The organism is Acinetobacter sp. BEC1-S18-ESBL-01, assembly GCF_014169935.1.
Taxonomy (GTDB): Bacteria; Pseudomonadota; Gammaproteobacteria; order Pseudomonadales; family Moraxellaceae; genus Acinetobacter; species Acinetobacter pittii.
This window is the reverse complement of record NZ_AP022302.1, coordinates 2,981,175-3,001,551: the sequence shown is the minus strand read 5'-3', so window position 1 is coordinate 3,001,551 and position 20,377 is coordinate 2,981,175. Positions and strand designations below refer to the sequence as shown.

19 protein-coding genes are annotated in these 20,377 nt (G+C 38.9%); 10 read left to right on the top strand and 9 right to left on the bottom strand.

Annotated features, from left to right (window positions below):
• The first annotated feature begins 74 nt into the window (after nt 1-74).
• The 4 genes from tuf (at nt 75) to rimI (ending at nt 4,032) form a co-directional block, all read left to right on the top strand.
• Nucleotides 75-1,265 (top strand): elongation factor Tu, encoded by a 1,191-nt coding sequence (gene tuf / locus H7R46_RS14275; protein ID WP_005065785.1) that lies wholly within the window; start codon nt 75-77, stop codon nt 1,263-1,265.
• Nucleotides 1,266-1,469: 204 nt separating this feature from the next.
• The gene (locus H7R46_RS14270) at nt 1,470-2,351 is read left to right on the top strand and encodes a metal-dependent hydrolase (RefSeq protein ID WP_002121792.1); all 882 of its coding nucleotides are present in this window, start codon (nt 1,470-1,472) and stop codon (nt 2,349-2,351) included.
• Between the two features lie 235 nt (nt 2,352-2,586).
• Complete coding sequence (locus H7R46_RS14265) at nt 2,587-3,462, top strand: metal-dependent hydrolase (protein WP_002121736.1); 876 nt, start codon at nt 2,587-2,589, stop codon at nt 3,460-3,462.
• A gap of 108 nt (nt 3,463-3,570) precedes the next feature.
• A complete protein-coding gene (rimI, locus tag H7R46_RS14260) occupies nt 3,571-4,032 on the top strand; it encodes a ribosomal protein S18-alanine N-acetyltransferase (protein WP_002121701.1) in 462 nt (153 codons plus the stop codon).
• Here the strand turns inward: rimI and H7R46_RS14255 are convergent.
• From H7R46_RS14255 to trxB, 3 genes are all read right to left on the bottom strand, one after another.
• Entirely contained in the window at nt 4,018-4,833 is an 816-nt protein-coding gene (locus H7R46_RS14255) for an arginyltransferase (RefSeq protein WP_004703325.1), read from the bottom strand. The two genes, rimI and H7R46_RS14255, sit on opposite strands and share 15 nt — an antisense overlap.
• A gap of 18 nt (nt 4,834-4,851) precedes the next feature.
• Nucleotides 4,852-5,583: a leucyl/phenylalanyl-tRNA--protein transferase gene (gene aat, locus H7R46_RS14250; protein ID WP_182924218.1), complete on the bottom strand. Its 732-nt coding sequence runs from the start codon at nt 5,581-5,583 to the stop codon at nt 4,852-4,854.
• 123 nt (nt 5,584-5,706) lie between these two features.
• Complete coding sequence (gene trxB / locus H7R46_RS14245) at nt 5,707-6,654, bottom strand: thioredoxin-disulfide reductase (protein ID WP_002121722.1); 948 nt, start codon at nt 6,652-6,654, stop codon at nt 5,707-5,709.
• Between the two features lie 269 nt (nt 6,655-6,923).
• Here trxB and H7R46_RS14240 point away from each other — a divergent pair, with 269 nt between their 5' ends.
• A complete protein-coding gene (locus tag H7R46_RS14240; RefSeq protein WP_005070903.1) occupies nt 6,924-9,974 on the top strand; it encodes a DNA translocase FtsK in 3,051 nt (1,016 codons plus the stop codon).
• A gap of 150 nt (nt 9,975-10,124) precedes the next feature.
• A complete protein-coding gene (gene rhtC / locus H7R46_RS14235; RefSeq protein ID WP_005070901.1) occupies nt 10,125-10,745 on the top strand; it encodes a threonine export protein RhtC in 621 nt (206 codons plus the stop codon).
• 40 nt (nt 10,746-10,785) lie between these two features.
• Here the strand turns inward: rhtC and H7R46_RS14230 are convergent, their stop codons facing one another.
• The 6 genes from H7R46_RS14230 to H7R46_RS14205 all read right to left on the bottom strand — a co-directional run bounded on the left by H7R46_RS14230 (nt 10,786) and on the right by H7R46_RS14205 (nt 15,149).
• Nucleotides 10,786-11,073 carry a PA4642 family protein gene (locus H7R46_RS14230; RefSeq protein WP_005070896.1) on the bottom strand — a complete coding sequence of 96 codons (288 nt, stop codon included), beginning with the start codon at nt 11,071-11,073 and terminating at the stop codon, nt 10,786-10,788.
• An 83-nt stretch (nt 11,074-11,156) separates the two neighbouring features.
• Nucleotides 11,157-11,429 carry a cell division topological specificity factor MinE gene (gene minE / locus H7R46_RS14225; protein WP_000896934.1) on the bottom strand — a complete coding sequence of 91 codons (273 nt, stop codon included), beginning with the start codon at nt 11,427-11,429 and terminating at the stop codon, nt 11,157-11,159.
• A 2-nt stretch (nt 11,430-11,431) separates the two neighbouring features.
• Nucleotides 11,432-12,244, bottom strand: a complete 813-nt coding sequence (gene minD / locus H7R46_RS14220; RefSeq protein WP_002121719.1) for a septum site-determining protein MinD — start codon at nt 12,242-12,244, stop codon at nt 11,432-11,434.
• Nucleotides 12,245-12,310: 66 nt separating this feature from the next.
• Nucleotides 12,311-13,039: a septum site-determining protein MinC gene (gene minC / locus H7R46_RS14215; RefSeq protein WP_005070895.1), complete on the bottom strand. Its 729-nt coding sequence runs from the start codon at nt 13,037-13,039 to the stop codon at nt 12,311-12,313.
• Nucleotides 13,040-13,159: 120 nt separating this feature from the next.
• Nucleotides 13,160-14,206 (bottom strand): hypothetical protein, encoded by a 1,047-nt coding sequence (locus H7R46_RS14210; protein ID WP_005070894.1) that lies wholly within the window; start codon nt 14,204-14,206, stop codon nt 13,160-13,162.
• A gap of 16 nt (nt 14,207-14,222) precedes the next feature.
• The gene (locus H7R46_RS14205) at nt 14,223-15,149 is read right to left on the bottom strand and encodes an acyltransferase (RefSeq protein WP_005803140.1); all 927 of its coding nucleotides are present in this window, start codon (nt 15,147-15,149) and stop codon (nt 14,223-14,225) included.
• 246 nt (nt 15,150-15,395) lie between these two features.
• On the opposite strand from H7R46_RS14205, the gene H7R46_RS14200 reads away from it, so the two are divergent.
• The 4 genes from H7R46_RS14200 (at nt 15,396) to H7R46_RS14185 (ending at nt 20,375) form a co-directional block, all read left to right on the top strand.
• Nucleotides 15,396-16,049 carry an OmpA family lipoprotein gene (locus H7R46_RS14200; protein ID WP_005070886.1) on the top strand — a complete coding sequence of 218 codons (654 nt, stop codon included), beginning with the start codon at nt 15,396-15,398 and terminating at the stop codon, nt 16,047-16,049.
• 193 nt (nt 16,050-16,242) lie between these two features.
• Nucleotides 16,243-18,282: a UvrD-helicase domain-containing protein gene (locus H7R46_RS14195; protein ID WP_005070868.1), complete on the top strand. Its 2,040-nt coding sequence runs from the start codon at nt 16,243-16,245 to the stop codon at nt 18,280-18,282.
• Nucleotides 18,283-18,306: 24 nt separating this feature from the next.
• Nucleotides 18,307-18,759 (top strand): dUTP diphosphatase, encoded by a 453-nt coding sequence (gene dut / locus H7R46_RS14190; RefSeq protein WP_002121799.1) that lies wholly within the window; start codon nt 18,307-18,309, stop codon nt 18,757-18,759.
• A gap of 197 nt (nt 18,760-18,956) precedes the next feature.
• On the top strand, nt 18,957-20,375 hold the full coding sequence (locus tag H7R46_RS14185) for a phosphomannomutase/phosphoglucomutase (RefSeq protein WP_005070866.1): 1,419 nt from the start codon (nt 18,957-18,959) through the stop codon (nt 20,373-20,375).
• Nucleotides 20,376-20,377: the final 2 nt, after the last annotated feature.

Here is a 20,377-nt window from a genome sequence, read left to right as displayed (position 1 = left end):
AAACTAATTTCTTAGTTAAAAACCAAGTGCTCATGGGGTGACCCTCCATGAGTAGTTTATAAAGGAAGATCATCATGGCTAAAGCCAAGTTTGAACGTAATAAGCCACACGTAAACGTGGGCACAATCGGTCACGTTGACCATGGTAAAACAACTTTAACTGCTGCGATTGCAACAATTTGTGCAAAAACTTACGGCGGTGAAGCGAAAGATTACTCACAAATCGACTCAGCACCTGAAGAAAAAGCACGTGGTATTACAATTAATACTTCACACGTAGAATACGATTCTCCAATTCGTCACTACGCGCACGTTGACTGCCCGGGCCACGCCGATTACGTTAAAAACATGATTACTGGTGCTGCTCAGATGGACGGCGCGATCCTTGTGTGTGCTGCGACTGACGGTCCAATGCCACAAACTCGTGAACACATCCTTCTTTCTCGTCAGGTTGGTGTACCTTACATCATCGTATTCTTAAACAAGTGTGACCTTGTTGATGATGAAGAATTACTTGAATTAGTAGAAATGGAAGTTCGTGAGCTTCTTTCTACTTATGACTTCCCTGGTGATGACACTCCAGTTATCCGTGGTTCTGCGCTTAAAGCGTTGGAAGGCGATGCTGGTCAATATGGTGAGTCTTCAGTTCTTGCTCTTGTTGAAGCGCTTGACTCTTACATTCCAGAACCAGAACGTGCTATCGACAAAGCATTCTTAATGCCAATCGAAGACGTATTCTCAATTTCTGGTCGTGGTACTGTAGTAACAGGCCGTGTAGAAGCTGGTATCGTTAAAGTTGGTGAAGAAGTAGAGATCGTTGGTATTAAAGATACAGTTAAAACAACTGTAACTGGCGTAGAAATGTTCCGTAAACTTCTTGACGAAGGCCGTGCAGGTGAGAACTGTGGTATCTTACTTCGTGGTACTAAGCGTGAAGACGTACAACGTGGTCAAGTACTTGCTAAACCAGGTACAATCAAGCCGCACACTAAATTCGACGCAGAAGTATACGTACTTTCTAAAGAAGAAGGTGGTCGTCACACTCCATTCTTAAATGGTTACCGTCCACAGTTCTACTTCCGTACAACTGACGTAACTGGTGCAATCCAATTACAAGACGGCGTTGAAATGGTTATGCCAGGCGACAACGTTGAAATGTCAGTAGAATTAATCCACCCAATCGCAATGGACCCAGGTCTACGTTTTGCGATCCGTGAAGGTGGTCGTACTGTAGGTGCTGGTGTTGTTGCGAAAGTAACTGCATAATCACTTTCAGTGAAAAAAAGCGCTCTTTTTAGAGCGCTTTTTTTATACTTAATTGTCTAACAATCACTATAAAGGCTGGCCCTAACTGATATTTCAATGTCCTTATTTCCCCTTAATCCTTTTTATTAAATTTGTATGATAAGAATCAAGAAAACGAACAATAAAGTTTGAGTAACTAGGGTTACTTACTAAGGAGCTTTGGGTATGAATGCTAAAGTGAATATTACGAATCGTGCAGGTGCAAGCTTTCCAGTACGTCGTATGAATTTTGACTTTAATGATGTACCAGAATATTGGATGAATGGTTCTGCTGGACTCACACACTTTATGACTGCATTGTCAGCACTGTTTCCCGCTGGTGAGAAATTCTTTATAGATAGTGTAAGAGCAGTACGTTATCACCCAGCTATTAAAGATGATGAAGCGCTCCAAAAAGAAATTAGTGCTTTCATTGGGCAAGAAGCAATGCATACTCAAGAGCATGTAAACTTCAATGCTTCTGCTCAAAAGTTTGGTCATGATGTAGAAACGTTAGAGAAATTTACCGATACGGCAATTCAAACAGCCATTAAAACTTTTGTAAAAATTGTCAAACCTTTCGGTATGACAAAAGAAATGGTTGACTTGACTGCTACAACGGCTCTTGAGCATTTTACCGCTACTATTGCGTCGCAATTATTGGTCAATAAGCACATTCAAGAGCTTATGACAGATGAGACAATGTCAACAATGTGGTATTGGCATGCGATTGAAGAAAATGAGCATAAAGCCGTAGCTTATGACGTGTACGAAGGTGTGTTTGGTAAAGGCATAAAAGCTTATGCGTTACGAACCAGTTCTTTAGTGTTTGCTATGACTTTAATCTTTTTGATTCAGTCATCCTTTGTGCTTCGTTTATTAAAGCAAGATAACAAGTTGAATTTAGATGAACTATCAGTAATTTATAAATACGGATATAGCCCATCTAAAGGTATTATTAGTGGTATGGCTAAAGAAATGTTAGCTTACTTTAAACCTGGCTTTCATCCAAATGATCTAGATACCGTTGGTCTATTGAAAACATGGAAAGCAAAATTAGGTTTATAGATTTAATTCATGATTTATAAAGGGCCGATAGTGGCCCTTTTTTATTTTTATATAATTATTTTAAAGAGATCGTGGAGCAGATATTGCACCTTTATGTGTCTATAAATGACCTCATCTGATATTTCTCTGTCCTCATCTGCACTTAATTGGTACATTGAAAGACGTATGATTATAAATATTAAGAAAATAAATAAAGTTATATGTGAATTAGCTATTCACTTAAAAGGAGTCTGAGATGAATGCTAAGGTAAATATTTCCAATCGTGCTGGCGCTAGTTTCCCTGTGCGTCGTATGGATTTTGAATTTGCTCAGGTCCCACGTTATTGGGCAAATTATGATGCAGCATTAACACATTTTATGACAGCATTATCGGCCCTTTTTCCAGAAGGTGAGCAGTTCTTTGTAAATAGTACGCGTGCCGTTCGAAATGATCCAAAGCTCGCTGATCCAGATCTTCAAAAAGAAATTAGTGCTTTTATTGGTCAAGAAGCGATGCACTCCAAAGAGCATTTAGCATTTAATGCTTCAGCACAGGCTTATGGTTATGATGTGCGTCATATGGAAAAGCAAACAGGAAAAGTCATTAAGATGGGTACAGCTGTTGTAACCAAATTAATGAAACCTTTTGGCTATACCAAAGAAATGATTGATTTGACTGGAACATGTGCACTAGAACATTTTACATCGACCATTGCAGCTGAACTTTTACAAAACCCTGAAATTCAGGCCATGTTCCAAGACGACACTATGTATCATTTGTGGATGTGGCATGCAGTTGAAGAAAATGAACATAAAGCTGTCGCATTTGATGTGTATACCAGTATGTATGGACAAGGTCCGAAAGCTTATTTTATGCGTTCAACAGCCTTAATTATTGCAATGGCATTAATCTTCGCAACGCAGTCTTATTTTACTGCTAAGTTACTTAAAACTGATGATAAATTAACTTGGAAAGATACGAAGTACATGCTTAAGTTCATGTATGGTCGTAAAGGTTTTATGACTCGTCAAATTCCAGAGTTACTTGATTTTTTAAGACCAAAATTTCATCCAAATGATTCGGATACCACAGCATTGCTAGCAACTTGGCGTGAAAAATTAGGTCTTTAAAAAATACAGAAAAAAGGGACAACTCAATTGTCCTTTTTTTTTGCTCGTTTTTTCGTGGGAAGTTTTTATAATACGCACTACTTTAGAATCTTCATTGCGTTGAAACTCATGATTCGTATTATGCAAAACACTGATGTGGATATTGTCGTTCAAATTGAAAAATCAGTACAAACACATCCGTGGTCAAGACAGCAATTTATTGAATCTTTGAATTCTTATCAATGTACAGTGATTGAGTCACAAAACAGAGTGGTTGGGTTTTGTATTTTACAGCCTGTTTTAGATGAAGCTAATTTGTTACTCATGGCAGTTGACCCTAAAATGCAAGGGCAGGGTTTAGGATATGAGTTATTAAGTGCATCAATTGAAAAATTAGAAAATCAACCAGTACAAATCTTTTTAGAAGTCCGTGAAAGTAATAAAGCCGCTATTGGTCTATATGAAAAAACAGGCTTTCACCAAATTGATCTGCGTCGCAATTATTATCCTACCCAAGATGGTGGGCGTGAACATGCGGTCATTATGGTAAAAACCTGTACAGATGATTTCGCATCTTTATTTAATGATTAAATTATTCCATTCAGAAGGTAACGTAGTCATAAGAGACGTACCTAGCTGTTGAATTTCCTCTGGTGATAATGACCTGTTTAAACGGCGCCATTGCCCATCGAGCAGAAGTTCTAAAGGTGTATATTGAGATTTATAGTTCATTTTAGCTGAATGCGGCACCCAATAGCCTAAGTAGAGATATTCTAAACCGAGCGATTTCACATATTCAATTTGGTTAAGAATAGAGTAAACACCAAGTGATCTACGATGCTCATCGGGATCAAAGAATGTATAGACAGCCGATAGTCCATCATCCATTAAATCACAAGTAGAAACACTAATGAGCCGATTGTCTTTCCAAAGCTCAAGAAAAAAACTATCTGTGCAGCTATGTACTAAAAACTTTTCAAACTGATCTAAGCTCGGAGGAAACATATCACCATCTGCATGGCGTTCATTAATATATCGTTCGTATAAATCATAATGAATTTGGGCTGCTTGTCGCGTAGGCAGAACAGTCATGGTGAGATCTTGATTTCGTTTCCATGCTTTTTTTTGCATGCTGTTCATTTGAAAATCGGCAACTGGAACACGACAAGACAGACATTGTCTACATAAGTGACATTCAGGGCGATAAACAAAGTCGCCACTACGGCGAAAGCCTAAACGAGAAAGTTCTGAAAGAGTAACCACATCAATTCGATGGATGGGATCTAAAAACACCATGCGTGCTGATTTATTTTCTAGATAGCTGCAATCATGAGGTGGAGTAATATAATACTGCAGATCATTTAAAAGGGACTTCGGGTGATATGATTTCATGATTGGTCCCTCCTGTTATCATTCCATTAATTTTGCATCTAATGCTATTGTTTTACTTGAAAATACACGTTCTTGATACTTTTTCCAATTGATAGAGGGGTGAATAATTACATCTTGTAACGATTTTAAGTAGTCTTGACGAGAAAGTGTACTGGCTCCCAGACTAATTAAGTGACTGTTTACGAGTTGGCAGTCTATCCATGGTAGCTGATTTTCTTGTCCTATGAGCATTAATGTATAAAAAGCCATTTTTGAAACATCGGTTTCGTTGCTAAACATTGACTCACCGAAACACCCTTTACCAATCGTAACACCATATAAACCTCCTAAAAGCTCCTCTTGTTGCCATACTTCAATACTGTAACCATAACCAGCATTAAACATCTCACAGTAGCCTTGAATAATATCTTCACTAATCCATGTTTCGTCTGCATAACTTCTTGGCAAAGAGCAAGAGCGAATAACTTGTTCAAAAGCATGATTAACCGTAATTGCATAGTCATGTTTTTTCATATTTCTCAGTAATGACTTGCTTGGTTTGTAGTTTTGAGGGTAGATCACGCAACGAGGTTCTGGGCTCCACCAACAAATAGGCTCATCTTCATTAAACCAAGGAAAGAGACCATGGGTGTATGCTTCATATAGGGTAGAAGGGGAGAGGTCCGCTCCGATACAAATTAAACCATGCCCATCTGGATCGGCTTCAATGGGATCAGGAAAAATGAATTGGGAAAGTGGAAGTGTATTCATAAAAACAAAATAAGATGAGCTTTAAGGTTATGCTATAAAAATTAATATATGTCAGCTAGTCATTATTATAAAAAAACAGCCGTTATAAGAACGGCTGTTTTAAAAACTCTAGAAATCTATGATTTAAAGATTATCTAGATATTTTTCAGCATCTAGAGCCGCCATACAGCCAGACCCAGCAGAAGTAATCGCTTGGCGATAAATGCTGTCAGCGACATCACCAGCAGCAAAAACACCAGCTACAGAAGTCGCTGTTGCATTACCAGAGGTACCGCTTTGCACTTGGATGTAGCCATCACGTAGGTTTAACTGGCCTTCAAACATTCCAGTGTTTGGCTTGTGACCAATTGCTACGAATAGACCATGAACCTCTACGTCTTGCTTAGAATCATCTTGAGTTGATTTAAGGCGAACACTGGTTACGCCAGTATTGTCACCCAATACTTCTTCAACTTCGTGGTTCCAGATAATGCTGATTTTGCCTTCTTTTTCTTTGGCAAATAAATGATCTTGCAAAATCTTTTCAGAACGTAAAGTATCACGGCGGTGTACTAACGTTACATGTGAAGCAATATTTGATAAATAAAGTGCTTCTTCAACAGCAGTGTTACCACCACCTACAACCATTACTTTTTGGTTTTTGTAGAAGAAACCGTCACATGTTGCACATGCGCTTACACCTTGGCCCATAAAGTTTTGTTCAGACTCTAAACCAAGATATTGAGCTGTAGCACCAGTTGCAATAATCAAAGCGTCACATGTGTACTCTTCCATATCACCTTTAAGAACAAAAGGACGTACATTTAAGTCCACTTCGTTAATATGGTCATAGACGAGTTCTGTACCAAAGCGTTCAGCATGTGCTTGCATACGATCCATTAATGCAGGACCTGTTAAACCTTCAGGATCGCCCGGCCAGTTGTCAACTTCGGTTGTTGTTGTAAGTTGCCCACCTAGTTGTAAACCTGCAATTAAAGTAGGTTTAAGGTTTGCACGCGCTGCATATACTGCTGCACTATAGCCCGCAGGGCCAGAACCGAGAATAATTAACCGAGAATGACGAGCACTCATTGAGGGTATCCTTATTTATTTCGAGAATTTTGAAAATTATACGTGAATTTGCCGATCAATAGCGTTAAATCAATGTGGATAATATTGATCAGGTCAATCGAATTAAGTTATATAACAATATAGAAGTGCCTTATGTTAACAACAACTGTAAAGAATCATGCACCTTTTTTGTAAGAACAGGTGCATAATATAAAGTTCATTCGTTGAAGATCTAAAATATAGTTCTTCACATCTCTAAACCAATAATTAAATGGGTTACAGGACAGTATATGACTGCGGTGTCAAGTGTTTATGCACAGCGCTTATTGATGACATTATTCTTGGTTTCTTTTGGTATTTATATGTTTCTGGCAACAGTAACATATACACCATTTGACCCGGGCTGGATGCATATTTCCAGTGATACTCAGCAAGTATCCAATGCAAGTGGTATTGCTGGCGCATGGATTGCAGATTTGCTGTTTGGTTTTTTAGGATGGGCAAGTTTGCTTATTCCAATTTTCCTTTTCATTGAAGCAATTCAGGTTTGGTGGCCACGTAGTTTCCTAAACCGCCCATTTCGTTATGCTGCCCAATTCTTCTTAATTCTAGTTGTATCTAGCTTACTTTATTTACACTGGAATGTGCCGGCAGATACTTTAGATAACGCAGCTGGGGGAATTATTGGTTATGAGTTAGGTCAAAGTCTATCTCAATTGTTAACAATTTACGGTGCAACCTTATTTTTACTGGTTTTCGGGGTGGTGTTGTTTACTCTTGCATTTGGGGTGCAATGGAGTAAAACATGGGTTACGCTCAAAGCTACACCAAGTTATTTACAAGATTTATTTTATAAGAACGTATCTCCGAATGAGTCGGATTATGACTTAACAACTCAACCTGCCAATAAAGCAGCTGCAGTTAAAGTTGTTGATAATGCAGAGACGAATGCGAATGCTTCAGATGAGAAAGAGATATCAGCTCCATCTGAAACAGCTCAACCGCAAGCAACAACACGACATGATGCGGTTGCTGAGCGCTTATTTGCAGATGTGCTAGCGAAAGAGCAGAGCCGACCTGAACCTGTTGCAGATACACCAGTTGCAAATACTCAGAACTTTGAGCATACACTTGAACAGGCCCATAAACTTGAACGAGATAGCCAACGTTTAGTTGCGACTGGCGAAGTATGGCGTGCTTTACAGCGTGATGATGCGAGTCATAAGCAAGAAATTGATGCGCTTTTAAGAGCAGCTGATGATTCGACAGAGATAGAACAAGTTCCTGCTCATGAGCAATTTCAGCAAACAATTTCTCAAGTAAATCAAAATCAACCATCCTCTAAACAAGACTTACATGGTCTTGATTGGAATGATGATGAGATTTTTGATGAGTTGCTTGCCGCAGTTCCAAACAGTAAAACTGCAACAGATGTGCATACACCGTTTGTTCAAGATCACCATGTAGAAGCCGAACCAACTTCGCAATCTGTTAATATTGCGAATGAAACATCTTCAAATATTTCAAATTTAAATCAATCACCTAAAAATTTAGCAAACGAACAAGTCTTTGAAGATTTTGATGATTTATTAATAGATGAAGACATTGCCCCAACTGAACCTGTGAGAGCAAGTAGTTATGCGCAATCTTCAGCATTTGTAAAAGCTCCTATCCAAACGACTATTCAGGCCGACAAACTTTCAAAAGAAGAGTTTATTGAAGCTTGGCAGGAGACTGCTGGAAAACCGCAGGAAAATGCTGATTTTGATGAAGACGATTTCGATTTTGATGCACCGTTAACAGATGCATCAGGTCGCCCAATGTCTCGTGCAATGAAAGTTGCTAAGAAGCGTTTGGATTTGCCAACTTTACCAGGTCTTGATTTACTCGATAAGGTCGATCCAAATAAGAAAGTCAACTTTACTGAAGAGCAACTTTCACGTTTGTCTGAATTGCTTGAAATTAAATTGCAAGAATTTAACGTTAAAGCACAGGTGGTAGAGGCTCAACCAGGGCCAGTTGTAACTCGCTTTGAGTTAGATTTGGCACCCGGTGTTAAAGCTTCTAAGGTCACGAATATCTCACGTGACTTGGCGCGTTCAATGTCGATGGCATCTGTACGTGTGGTCGAAGTTATTCCTGGTAAACCATACATTGGTATTGAAGTGCCAAACAGTGCCCGTGAAATGGTACGTTTGATTGAGTTATTGGAAACACCAACATATCGTGACCCAAGTGCATTAATTAGTATGGCGATGGGTAAAGATATTTCAGGTAATCCTGTACTCACTGATTTAGCGAAAGCACCACATATGTTGGTTGCTGGTACGACAGGTTCTGGTAAATCGGTTGCGGTCAACTCGATGATTTTATCGATGTTACTTAAATATACGCCTGACCAATTACGTTTAATTTTAATCGATCCAAAACAGCTCGAACTTGCAAACTATAATGATATTCCACATTTATTAACTCCAGTCGTTACTGACATGAAAGATGCGGTAAGTGCTTTGAACTGGTGTGTGAATGAAATGGAACGTCGTTATAAACTTATGTCGTTCTTAAAAATTCGTAAATTAAGTGACTATAACCGTAAAGTTGAAGAAGCGATTGCGAATGGTGAAGACTTAATTGATCCGACTTGGAAGCCAAGTGATTCAGCGACACAAGAACGTGCACCTCGTTTAACGCCATTACCATCTATTGTCATTGTTGCGGATGAGTTCGCCGACATGATTATGCAAGTGGGTAAAAAAGCAGAAGAAATGATTACCCGTTTGGCGCAAAAATCTCGTGCTGCTGGTATTCACCTATTGCTTGCGACTCAACGCCCATCTGTTGATGTTATTACCGGTTTGATTAAAGCCAATATTCCAACGCGCGTAGCACTACGTGTAAACAGTAAAATTGACTCACGTACTATTTTGGATGCTGGTGGTGCAGAAGACTTGTTAGGTCATGGTGATATGCTGTTCTTGGGCCCTGGTAAAATTGAGCCGGAACGCGTGCATGGTGCTTTCATTAGTGATGATGAAGTAAACCGTATTTGTGATGCTTGGCGTGAGCGTGGCGAGCCTGATTATATTGATGAAATCTTGACTCCATTTGATGAAGAGCCTGCATCACGTGGCTTTGAAGAGGGTGAGGGTGGTTCTGACCGAGATGCACTCTATGATCAATGTGTGTCATTCGTATTAGAAACTCGAAAAGCGTCTACATCTTCGCTACAGCGTAAATTTAGCCTTGGTTATAACCGTGCTGCTCGTATTATTGATCAAATGGAAGAGAACGGCATTGTGAGCTCAATGGGTCCTAATGGTAAACGGGATATTCTAGTTTAAGCCAATATAATTTAAGCCTCTTCGGAGGCTTTTTTATAACTTAAATAAAGTGAACCTATTTATAAATGACTTAAAGATTTTATCATCTAGTAAAAAATGCTAATGTATTTTCCCTAAACAAATAACAATGAATTAAATCAGGAGAAAGACATGTTATTAGCTCTGATTACTTTAGCCTTTATTCACTTTTGTGCGCTGATCACTCCTGGGCCTGATTTTTTTCTTGTATCTCAAACAGCGATTAGTCGATCTCGTAAAGACGCTATGCTGGTCGTTGCTGGTATAACGGCAGGTGTTATGTTTTGGGCGTGCTTGGCACTGATGGGATTAAATCTTATATTTGAGAAAATGGCTTGGTTAAAGCAAGGGTTGCTCATTGCTGGTGGCTTATATCTATGTTGGTTGGGCTATCAGATGCTACGTTCAGCTTTTTCAAAAAATGAGCAAGATGGCAATGTTGCTGTTGAGCTCCCAAAAGCACCTTACTTATTTTTTATTAAAGGTTTGATAACCAATTTATCAAATCCAAAAGCTGTTATTTATTTTGGTAGTGTTTTCTCTTTATTTTTAGCTAATCCTCAACTTGATCAAGTTCACTGGCTACTCTTTATTATTGTCACGGTCGAGACAATTTTATGGTTCTGCTTTGTGACTTTTATTTTTTCACTACCAAGTTTTAGAGCAGCTTATCGTAATTTTTCAAAATGGATTGATGGCATTTCGGGTGGTATTTTTACCGTATTTGGTATTTTCCTGATTGGTAATCGATAAGTCTAGATAAGAAAAAAGCCTCTTTTAGAGGCTTTTTATTTTAAGCAAACTTTGCTAGAACTTCTAAAAATGGTGCTGATTGACGCGGAAACTTAGCAATTACATCATGGATGCGTTGGCCTTCAGGGTCTTTGGCATTAATATCACGTCCGTCCGCAATAAATTGCTTTAAAAGACGCTCATAGTCTGTTGGGCGCATATGTTTGAATGCATGGTAGAGCACATGAAAATCTGCATTCACACCACTTGGAGGAAGTTGGTTGAGGTAGGCAAAAACACGCTCATCGGACCATTCTTCATTGAAAGTTGCTGGCTGTGATAATGCCATGACAATCTCCTCATTTTAAAAAAGGCAAAATAACTTGCGTTATTTTGCCTTGATTCTGATTTATTGAATAGTCAGAAATAGAATTATCGTTCTTCAGGTAAATTGATATTCATTTCTAACATTTCGATATTAGCTTCAGAGCGAACTTGCATTTGGATATGCTGTTCACCTACACCACTAACATAACGACTAACCACTTGCATGATTTCTTTTTTCATCTGATCAATTTTGTCTTGGCTTAAACGGCGGCCTAAACCTTGTTCAGAAGCAACAATAACTTTCAAACGATCTTTGGCAGTTTGAGCACTTGATGGTTTTTCTTCGCTGCTAAATAATTTACTCCAGAATCCTGCCATATCTACGCTCCAAATAGTCGTGCTAACCAGCCTTTAGGTTGAGCTGTGATGTGTCGATAAGGACGGTCTTCGCCAAGGAAGCGTGCAACCAAATCATCATACCCCTGACCAGCTTTAGTTTCTGAATACAGAATAACTGGCTTACCTTCGTTTGATGCTTGTAATACACTTGGACATTCTGGAATAACACCTAATGTCGGTACGCGTAAAATATCTTTAGAAATATCATCAATTGTCAGCATTTCCTGACGGTCAGCACGTTCCGGGTTAAAACGTGTAATACATAAATGTTTACGTATACGCCCTTCGTTGTGTTCAACTTTCTTGGTTTTGCTATCTAACATACCAATAATACGGTCAGAGTCCCGTACTGAAGAGATTTCAGGGTTTGTTACAATGATTGCTTCATCTGCATGATACATGGCTAAAATCGCGCCACGCTCGATCCCAGCAGGTGAGTCACAAATGATGTAATCAAACTCTTGAGATAACTCATCAATAACTCGAGCAACACCTTCGTCGCTCAACGCATCTTTATCACGTGTTTGTGAAGCCGGTAAAATATAAAGGTTTTCGATATCTTTATCGCGAATAAGGGCTTGCTGCAAACGTGCTTCGTTATTAATAACATTAACAAAATCATAAACAACACGACGCTCACAACCCATAATCAAATCAAGGTTACGTAAGCCTACATCAAAATCAATCACAACAGTTTTATGACCACGAAGGGCTAAACCTGTTGCAAAAGATGCGCTCGTTGTAGTTTTACCTACACCACCTTTGCCTGATGTTACGACAACAATTTTGGCCACCGAATCCACTCCTATTATGGTCATACACCCTTAAAAGGGCTGTTTTTTGGTGATTTGCTTAATAAATTAAAGTTCTAGAGCTTCAAATTCAAGCTCTTGCTTTTCATTTAAATAAATATGTACTGGTTTTTTTACCACATGTTTAGGGATATCATCTGCGACACAATACGTTCCGGCAATGGAAACGAGCTCAGCCTCTAAAGATTGGCAAAAAATGCGTGCAGCTGCGTGCCCGCCCGCACCAGCAATGACTCTACCACGAACTATGCCATAAATATGTATATTTCCTGAAGCGATCACCTCGGAACCACTATTCATGCCAGCCTTTAAAATAATATCGCCGTTATCTTGTACAAGGGATTGGCCTGTACGCAAAATTTCATCATGATAAGAGGTAATATGAGCGACCGCTATCTTGTTTAGTGGTTTTTTTGTTTCTGCTGAAGACGAGGCAGGAGCTGTAGCAGGTTTTTCCACAATAGCCACTTGTTCAGCTGTCGCTTTAATGCGTTGTAATGGTTGATCTGCCGGTAAAACAGGGAATTGAATAGCGCGAGCTTCATCTCCTAAAATACCGTCGATTACCGCCATTGGTTGTAAACCTAAGCTCACCAGAAGTTGAATTAATGCAATTAACTCTTGCTCAACTGTACTGTCAATAATCACTAAAGTTCCTTGATAGGAACCTTCATTTAAAATATTTGATAATTGCTGGCGGATCACATCATGATCATTGGTATCGAAGGTTATCCTGCTAAAGTTAACCATTCTGCCGGTAATCCGTATATCAGCCATAAGTCTTCCTTCAAGGCGTTAAACGAGCTGTAATATCGTTAAGTTTATTGTAAATAGGGCAAATGCTAGAACAATTCGTGCCAATTCTCTAGCGTGATTCATAAAAAATTAAATAAATGCTTATTCTTTGATTCGATCATACTCCGCAAGGGTTTGTTGCCATTGTTTGACCTTGACTTGTTTACGTACAGACTCCAGTGTCTCGAACACGACAGATTCAACCAATTGCTCAAGCTGACGATTATTAATATTTATCTCACTTATTCTTTGAGAAATTAATTGATAAGTAGGATTTGGAGCATCTTGAGATCCCTCAATTAAAGGTTCAATTAAACCTGCACTAATATTTTCACCTAATCTTTGACCAATGCTTTGAATTTGCTGTTCAATGCGGCCACCGACTAAAGGAATTAAGCGTAATAATTGAGTTAGCTCAGGCGTATCAATAATGGCTTGATCTACAATTTTGCCCACACCTTTTGTAATGGCAGGCTTTTGTTCTTTTAAAGCGGTGGCTAAAGATTCTTGTAATAATGCGGTTAGAGCGACAGTAAATTGCTCACGATGATGATTAACCAAGTCGTGAATAATCTGTTTATGACTAGAACTGGTTTCAAGTTCATATCTAATGCCATCAATCACGGTAATTACAACGCGGTCAGATAATTCTTCCATTACGACGCGATAGTAAAACAGCCCAGTTTTTCGCCAGCTTTCAGGAACAACTGGATAGCCCAACTCATGTAAACGGTAAGCAATAATCCCAGCGCGGAATAAACGTAAAAAACGGAGCTGAGGAATAATAGCTAAAATTTCATACCAGTGAATAAAAGGAAAAAAGAACCAACGCTTATGGTGCTTATTGATGATCGCAATAGCCCAGCGTACAAGCAGCTCAATAATTAAAAAACCAATAAACCAAGCTTCTGACGTAATCACCCAAGGATGTAGTGAAGTACGATAAAAGCTGAGTACTTGGGGCAAGTGAATATGTTCAAAGAACCATGCCCCAATACTGCTCATTAAAAAGAAATTAGTCGCAAGACAGAACAAGTTAAAAATGATAATAAACACCATAAAGATGTCGTAGACCAAAAACAGCTTAAATGAAAGGCTGTTTGGGTCTACATGATGGTATTTCGTTTTTTTCCCAGAACTGTTTTGCATAATAACGGGTGCTTTCTTAAATATTTGCAGTGGTATATTGAGACTTCATTTGCTCAATAAGTTGATCTTTTTCGGTCCAAATGTCATGAACCCATTGCTGAAAACGTTCACGATAAGCCGCATCATCTTCATAGTTGCCGCCAAGTACCCAGTCTGGAATTTCAATTTTACGTAAGTTAACCGCAATTTTAGAAACATCCCCAAGCCAGAAATCGCTATATCCCGGTACGCCATCAGGATAGACGATGGTCATATCAACTAGGGCATCGATTTTGTCACCCAAGATGTTTAATGCAAGCGCCAAGCCACCTGCTTTGGGTTTTAGCAAATGCTTATAAGGGGATTTTTGCTGGTCATGTTTTTCTTGAGTAAAACGAGTACCTTCCAAATAATTTAATAGGGTGAAGGGCTGACTTAAAAGCTGCTCACAAGCTTTACGTGCTTCCATCATGTCACGGTCTTTAAGTTCAGGATTCTTCGCGATCTGTTCTTTAGTGTGACGCTTCATCATTGGGAAGCCTAAAATTTTAAATGCTTGCCCAACAAAAGGAATAAAGATGAGTTCCCATTTAGTAAAGAAACGGGTAAGGGGCATACGGGTTAAACCAAAATATTGATTTACAGTCGTGTCAACCCAACTTTGATGATTACAGGTCATGAGATAACGACCTTGCATATTCAGATCAAGTCCTTCATCAATGGTAATGTCCCATTTTAGATTGGGTAGAACATGGTCAATTAACCAATTATTTACCCCTAACCAGCTATTTGTAATTTGAATATTAGTTTCATCTATTTTTGATGATTTTTTTAATAGCTTGGTCAGACCTAATGCAAGAACAGGAGGACCATGAAAAAAAGTACTTCCTGTAATGACTGTACCTACAGTGAGTCCACGTGTAATTTTTTTTAGCGCAGATTGTTTATTGGGTGCAGTTGACATATAAAAGACCCCGAATGTCTCAAATCCATAGTAAAGTTGTTCAACTATAACTGTCATAATAGGAAATACAACGTTATCTTAGACAACAATGAAGAAATTGTGATGAGCTAGCATCTTAAAGTGCATCAAAATATTACAAAAACATAACTAAACTGTTTATTATTAACAAAATATCAATGTTTTATACTTCCTTTTTGTTTCATTATTCATTCAGACAACAAAACACACAAAGTGAGGAGGCATGCAATGCGTGCATTAGTTATTTCAACAGTGGTAGGGGCAGCAGTAGTTCTTTCTGGTTGTCAAACAACTGGTAATAATCTTGGTGGCGTTGAATACGATAAAGCCGCATTAGGTACTTTAATTGGTGCAGCAGCTGGTTATGGTATTTCTAAATCAAATGCAAACTCTAGCCGTCAAAACAACCGTGCTGCGGCAATTGGTGCAGTTCTTGGTGCTGCTGGTGGTGTATATCTTGACCAGAAAGAGAAAAAATTACGTCAACAAATGGCGGGTACTGGTGTAGACGTTGGCCGTAACCCAGATGGTTCTGTTCAATTGATCATGCCTGGTAGCATTACTTTTGATACAAACAAATCAAATATCAAGCCAAACTTCTACGCAACTTTGAACAAAGTGGCTCAAACTTTGGCTGAAGATAACAAGAGTGCAATTCTTGTAACTGGTTATACTGATAACACTGGTAATGACTCTATCAATATTCCATTATCACAAGCACGCGCTCAATCAGTACGTAGTTATTTAGCTAGCCAAGGCGTATCTGCTAGCCGTATCGACGCGCAAGGTTATGGTTCATCTAACCCGATCGCAGATAACTCAACTGCATCTGGCCGTGAACAAAACCGCCGTGTAGAAATCAGCATTTATGCTAAACAATAAGATCTAGTTTATTGTTTCAAAAACCACCTTCGGGTGGTTTTTTTATGGGTGCAGTACAAGAAATAATCACGACATTCTGCGGCGCATAAATTGCATTATTAGACATCATTTATACATATCCGTAGATTTACTATTGGGATTCTAAAAAAGAGATGACTATAATCATGCTCGAAAAATTAAGAGGTAATACACGATGTCATCTGCCAGTCAATTGAACAACAAGCAAGAAGAAGCCATGAAATATACTCAGGGCCCTTTATTGGTGCTTGCTGGCGCTGGTTCAGGTAAAACATCGGTAATTACGCGTAAAATTGCCTATTTGGTGCAACATTGCCGTATTCCTGCGCATCGTATAACCGCGATGACCTTCACAAACAAAGCTGCACGTGAAATGAAAGAACGTGTGACTAAGCTTTTGTCACGTGAAGAAGCAAAAGGTTTATCTGTTTCTACCTTCCATACTTTTGGTTTAAATCTTTTACGTTTAGAACTTAAAAATTTACCTTTAAAAGCTAATTTTTCGATTTTGGATGCAGACGACTGTAAACGTATTTTGATGGATTTGATGCATCGTGACAATTTATCGGGTGCAGAGAGTAAAGAATTAATTGCCAAGGCAATGAAGAAAATTTCAGATTGGAAAAACGATCTGATTTTGCCTGAACAAGCGCATTCGACTTGTGAAACACCAGAAGATGTCCAGTTTGCTCATCTTTATCAACTTTATGAACGTAATTTACGTGCCTACAATGCTGTCGATTTTGATGACTTGATTGTTATGCCAACACGCTTATTGCAAGAAAATGCAGAAGTACGTGACAAGTGGCAAAACCGTGTCCGTTATTTATTAGTCGATGAATATCAAGATACCAACACCGCGCAGTATATTTTGGTCAAACTTTTAGTTGGGGTAATGGGGCAGTTCACCGCGGTAGGTGATGATGACCAGTCGATTTACGCATGGCGTGGTGCTAAGCCTGAAAATATGGCATTGCTTAAACAAGATTTCCCAAATCTACATATTATTAAGCTTGAACAAAATTACCGTTCGACCAGCCGTATTTTAAAAGCAGCTAACTGTGTGATTCAAAACAACCCACATATTTTTGACAAGAAATTGTGGAGTGATAAAGGACATGGGGAAGTCATCCGAATCATTACATGTCGTAATGATGACGATGAAGCAGAGCGCGTGGTAAAAGACTTACTGACTCATAAGCTGATGAACGGTAAGAACTGGAAAGATTATGCTGTGTTGTACCGCGGAAACTTTCAGGCACGTGTGTTAGAAACCCAGCTTCGTCAAATGCAAATTCCGTATAAACTCTCTGGCGGTACATCGTTCTTCGCCCGTGCAGAAATTAAAGACGTGATGAGTTACTTACGTCTTATTATTAATCCAGAAGATGACAGTGCTTTCTTACGAATTATTAATACGCCTAAACGTGCGATTGGCCCTGTTACTCTAGAGAAGCTAGGTTTATTTTCACAAGAAAATAATTTGTCTTTACTCGGTGCTTCTGCTGACCAGCGTTTAAGTATGGTGCTTCCTAAAAAGGCAGAAACACAGCTTCATGAGTTTGCTGACTTTATTGCGACATTTACTCGTGAATTGTTGGAAGATGATGAGCCTGTGCCTAAAGTTCGTCAAATGATGAATGAAGCGGGTTATATGGATTACGTTCGCGAACAGTCAGCTACACCTGCACAAGAGAAAAGTAAACTCGATAACATCGAGAATTTATTTACCAGTATTCAAAATCTGATTAATCGTGCAGAAGATGTTGATGAAAAGAATATTGAAAGTGTTATCCGAAAACTAGTTTTGCTCGATCTGTTAGAACAGCAGCAGGAAGAAGAAGATACAGACAAAGTGAACCTTCTTACTTTGCATGCAGCAAAAGGTCTGGAATTCCCATATGTGTACATTATGGGACTTGAAGAAGAACTATTGCCTCACAAGAACTCGATTGCAGCAGAAACCATTGAGGAAGAGCGCCGTCTCATGTACGTGGGAATTACACGTGCACGCCAAGGTTTAACGTTAACTCTAGCGGAACAGCGTAAAAATGGTGGACAGATGAAACAAATGACGCCTAGCCGTTTCCTTGATGAGCTTCCGCAAGATGAGCTTGAGTGGTTAGGGCGTAAAAAGAAAATTGCGGCTAATGTTGATCCTAAAGAACAGGCTCAACAATATCTGGCAAATTTAAAAGCTTTATTAAAGCGTTAATTTTTTTATTTTTTAGGAAATCCCATGAAAGTTCAAGTGAAATTGCTCGATCCGCGTTTAGGTAAAGAATGGCCTTTACCTTCATATGCAACAGCAGGTTCAGCGGGTTTAGATTTACGTGCCTGTTTAGATGAAGCAATTGATATTGAACCAGGACAAACTGTTTTAGTTAAAACAGGTATGGCAATTTATATTCATGATGTAAATTTTGCTGGTTTAATTTTACCGCGTTCAGGGTTAGGTCATAAACACGGTATCGTGCTTGGCAACTTAGTTGGTTTGATTGATTCGGATTATCAAGGTGAATTGATGGTTTCAGTTTGGAACCGTGGTCAAACCACATTCCGTTTAGAACCAGGTGAGCGCTTGGCACAGTACGTTTTAGTGCCTGTCGTACAAGCTGAATTTGAGCAAGTAGAAGAATTTGAAGAAACTTTACGTGGCGCAGGTGGCTTTGGTCACACAGGTAAACAATAAGTTTTTTAAATATTAACGAAAATCAAACGCCTGTTGAACAGGCGTTTCTTTTTACATCTTGAATGTTACAAAGGATTATATTACAACACGCTTTACTCATATTCTTTTAACTTTTTTAGCAAACAAATCTTTCAAAAATTTTGAATAATCTATGTTTTTGCGATAGATCGAATTGATCTTTAAATAGAAGATACGCTATGAATGTAAGACACTCATTTCCAAAAAGTATTTTTCGTGCTTACGATATTAGAGGCAAACTTTCTTTCTTAACCACGGACGTTGTCCGTTCAATTGCCTACGGATTGGCACAACAATACAAACAAGCAAAACAAACTCAATTAGTAATTGGCTATGATGCCCGTCTCACAAGCCCAGCCTATGCACACTTAATTGAAGAAATTTTAGTAGAACAAGGTTTAAAAGTGACCAATATTGGTTGCTGTTCATCACCAATGATGTACTACATTGCTCGAGATTTTGGGGGCAATGGCATTATGGTGACCGCAAGCCATAATCCAAAATCTGACAATGGGATTAAGTGGATTTTAAAGGGTGAACCGCCGTCTCCAGAAATGATTCAGCAGGTGGGTGAAGAAGCCCAAACTTATGTACCGTCTCATTCAATTTCTGTACTTGAATTGACATTACCTCAATTTAAAGCTGAATTTTGCCAACAATACCAACAAGCTATTTTTAAAGATATTCATTTAAAACGTCCTTTAAAAGTTGTTTTAGATGGTCTGCATGGTTCAGCTGGGCATTGTTCAAAATTAATATTGGAAAAAATGGGTTGTGAAGTCATTGCTTTACGCACCAATCCAAATGGTGAGTTTCCAGATCACGCACCAGACCCTTCACATGCGGCACATTTAACTCATTTGCGTAAAGCTGTAGTTGAGCAGCAGGCGGATATCGGCATCGCTCTTGATGGCGATGGAGACCGTGTTGTTTTAGTCGATGAAAAAGCACAGATATTAACAGCAGACCGCTTATTGTCGCTTTTTGCGCAAATGTGCCTTGAGCAGCATCCAGAGCAAGAAATTGTTTTTGATGTGAAATGTTCACGTATGGTTCAAGAGACCGTCGAGAAACTCGGTGGAAAAGCAAAAATGATCCGCACGGGAAGTAGTTTCCTAAGGGCTTATTTATCTCAATCGAATGGACGTGCCATTTTTGGTGGAGAATATGCAGGTCATTATGTGTTTAATGATGGCCGTGGTTTTGGCTACGACGATGGTTTGTATGCTGCATTACGAGTAATGGAGTATTTTACCCAATCTGATGCCGCTACAATTTCTGAATTATTTGCTCCATATCCAGAAAGATGTTGTACAGAAGATACCTATATTGGTACTTATCAGTCTGATCCAAAGTATGTATTACAAGATATTGAGATTTTAAGTCATCGCTTAGGGGCACGTATTAGTAAAATTGATGGCGTACGTCTTGATTTTGATGATGGTTTTGGCATTATTCGAGCATCAAATACTGGTGAATACTTTACAGTACGATTTGATGCAGATAATCCTTTACGATTAAAGGAAATCCAGCAAAAATTTGTGGATATGTTGCAAGAACACTATCCGCAAATTGCACAAGAACTTTCAGAGGCCTAAGT

Coding starts and splice junctions, on each gene's coding strand:
- H7R46_RS14210 (WP_005070894.1), bottom strand. CDS start 14,206: ATGCAAAACAGTTCTGGGAAAAAAACGAAATACCATCATGTAGACCCA.
- minC (WP_005070895.1), bottom strand. CDS start 13,039: ATGGCTGATATACGGATTACCGGCAGAATGGTTAACTTTAGCAGGATA.
- dut (WP_002121799.1), top strand. CDS start 18,307: ATGAAAGTTCAAGTGAAATTGCTCGATCCGCGTTTAGGTAAAGAATGG.
- H7R46_RS14230 (WP_005070896.1), bottom strand. CDS start 11,073: ATGGCATTATCACAGCCAGCAACTTTCAATGAAGAATGGTCCGATGAG.
- H7R46_RS14240 (WP_005070903.1), top strand. CDS start 6,924: ATGACTGCGGTGTCAAGTGTTTATGCACAGCGCTTATTGATGACATTA.
- H7R46_RS14200 (WP_005070886.1), top strand. CDS start 15,396: ATGCGTGCATTAGTTATTTCAACAGTGGTAGGGGCAGCAGTAGTTCTT.
- H7R46_RS14195 (WP_005070868.1), top strand. CDS start 16,243: ATGTCATCTGCCAGTCAATTGAACAACAAGCAAGAAGAAGCCATGAAA.
- rhtC (WP_005070901.1), top strand. CDS start 10,125: ATGTTATTAGCTCTGATTACTTTAGCCTTTATTCACTTTTGTGCGCTG.
- H7R46_RS14185 (WP_005070866.1), top strand. CDS start 18,957: ATGAATGTAAGACACTCATTTCCAAAAAGTATTTTTCGTGCTTACGAT.
- H7R46_RS14265 (WP_002121736.1), top strand. CDS start 2,587: ATGAATGCTAAGGTAAATATTTCCAATCGTGCTGGCGCTAGTTTCCCT.
- tuf (WP_005065785.1), top strand. CDS start 75: ATGGCTAAAGCCAAGTTTGAACGTAATAAGCCACACGTAAACGTGGGC.
- rimI (WP_002121701.1), top strand. CDS start 3,571: ATGATTCGTATTATGCAAAACACTGATGTGGATATTGTCGTTCAAATT.
- H7R46_RS14255 (WP_004703325.1), bottom strand. CDS start 4,833: ATGAAATCATATCACCCGAAGTCCCTTTTAAATGATCTGCAGTATTAT.
- aat (WP_182924218.1), bottom strand. CDS start 5,583: ATGAATACACTTCCACTTTCCCAATTCATTTTTCCTGATCCCATTGAA.
- H7R46_RS14270 (WP_002121792.1), top strand. CDS start 1,470: ATGAATGCTAAAGTGAATATTACGAATCGTGCAGGTGCAAGCTTTCCA.
- trxB (WP_002121722.1), bottom strand. CDS start 6,654: ATGAGTGCTCGTCATTCTCGGTTAATTATTCTCGGTTCTGGCCCTGCG.
- H7R46_RS14205 (WP_005803140.1), bottom strand. CDS start 15,149: ATGTCAACTGCACCCAATAAACAATCTGCGCTAAAAAAAATTACACGT.
- minE (WP_000896934.1), bottom strand. CDS start 11,429: ATGGCAGGATTCTGGAGTAAATTATTTAGCAGCGAAGAAAAACCATCA.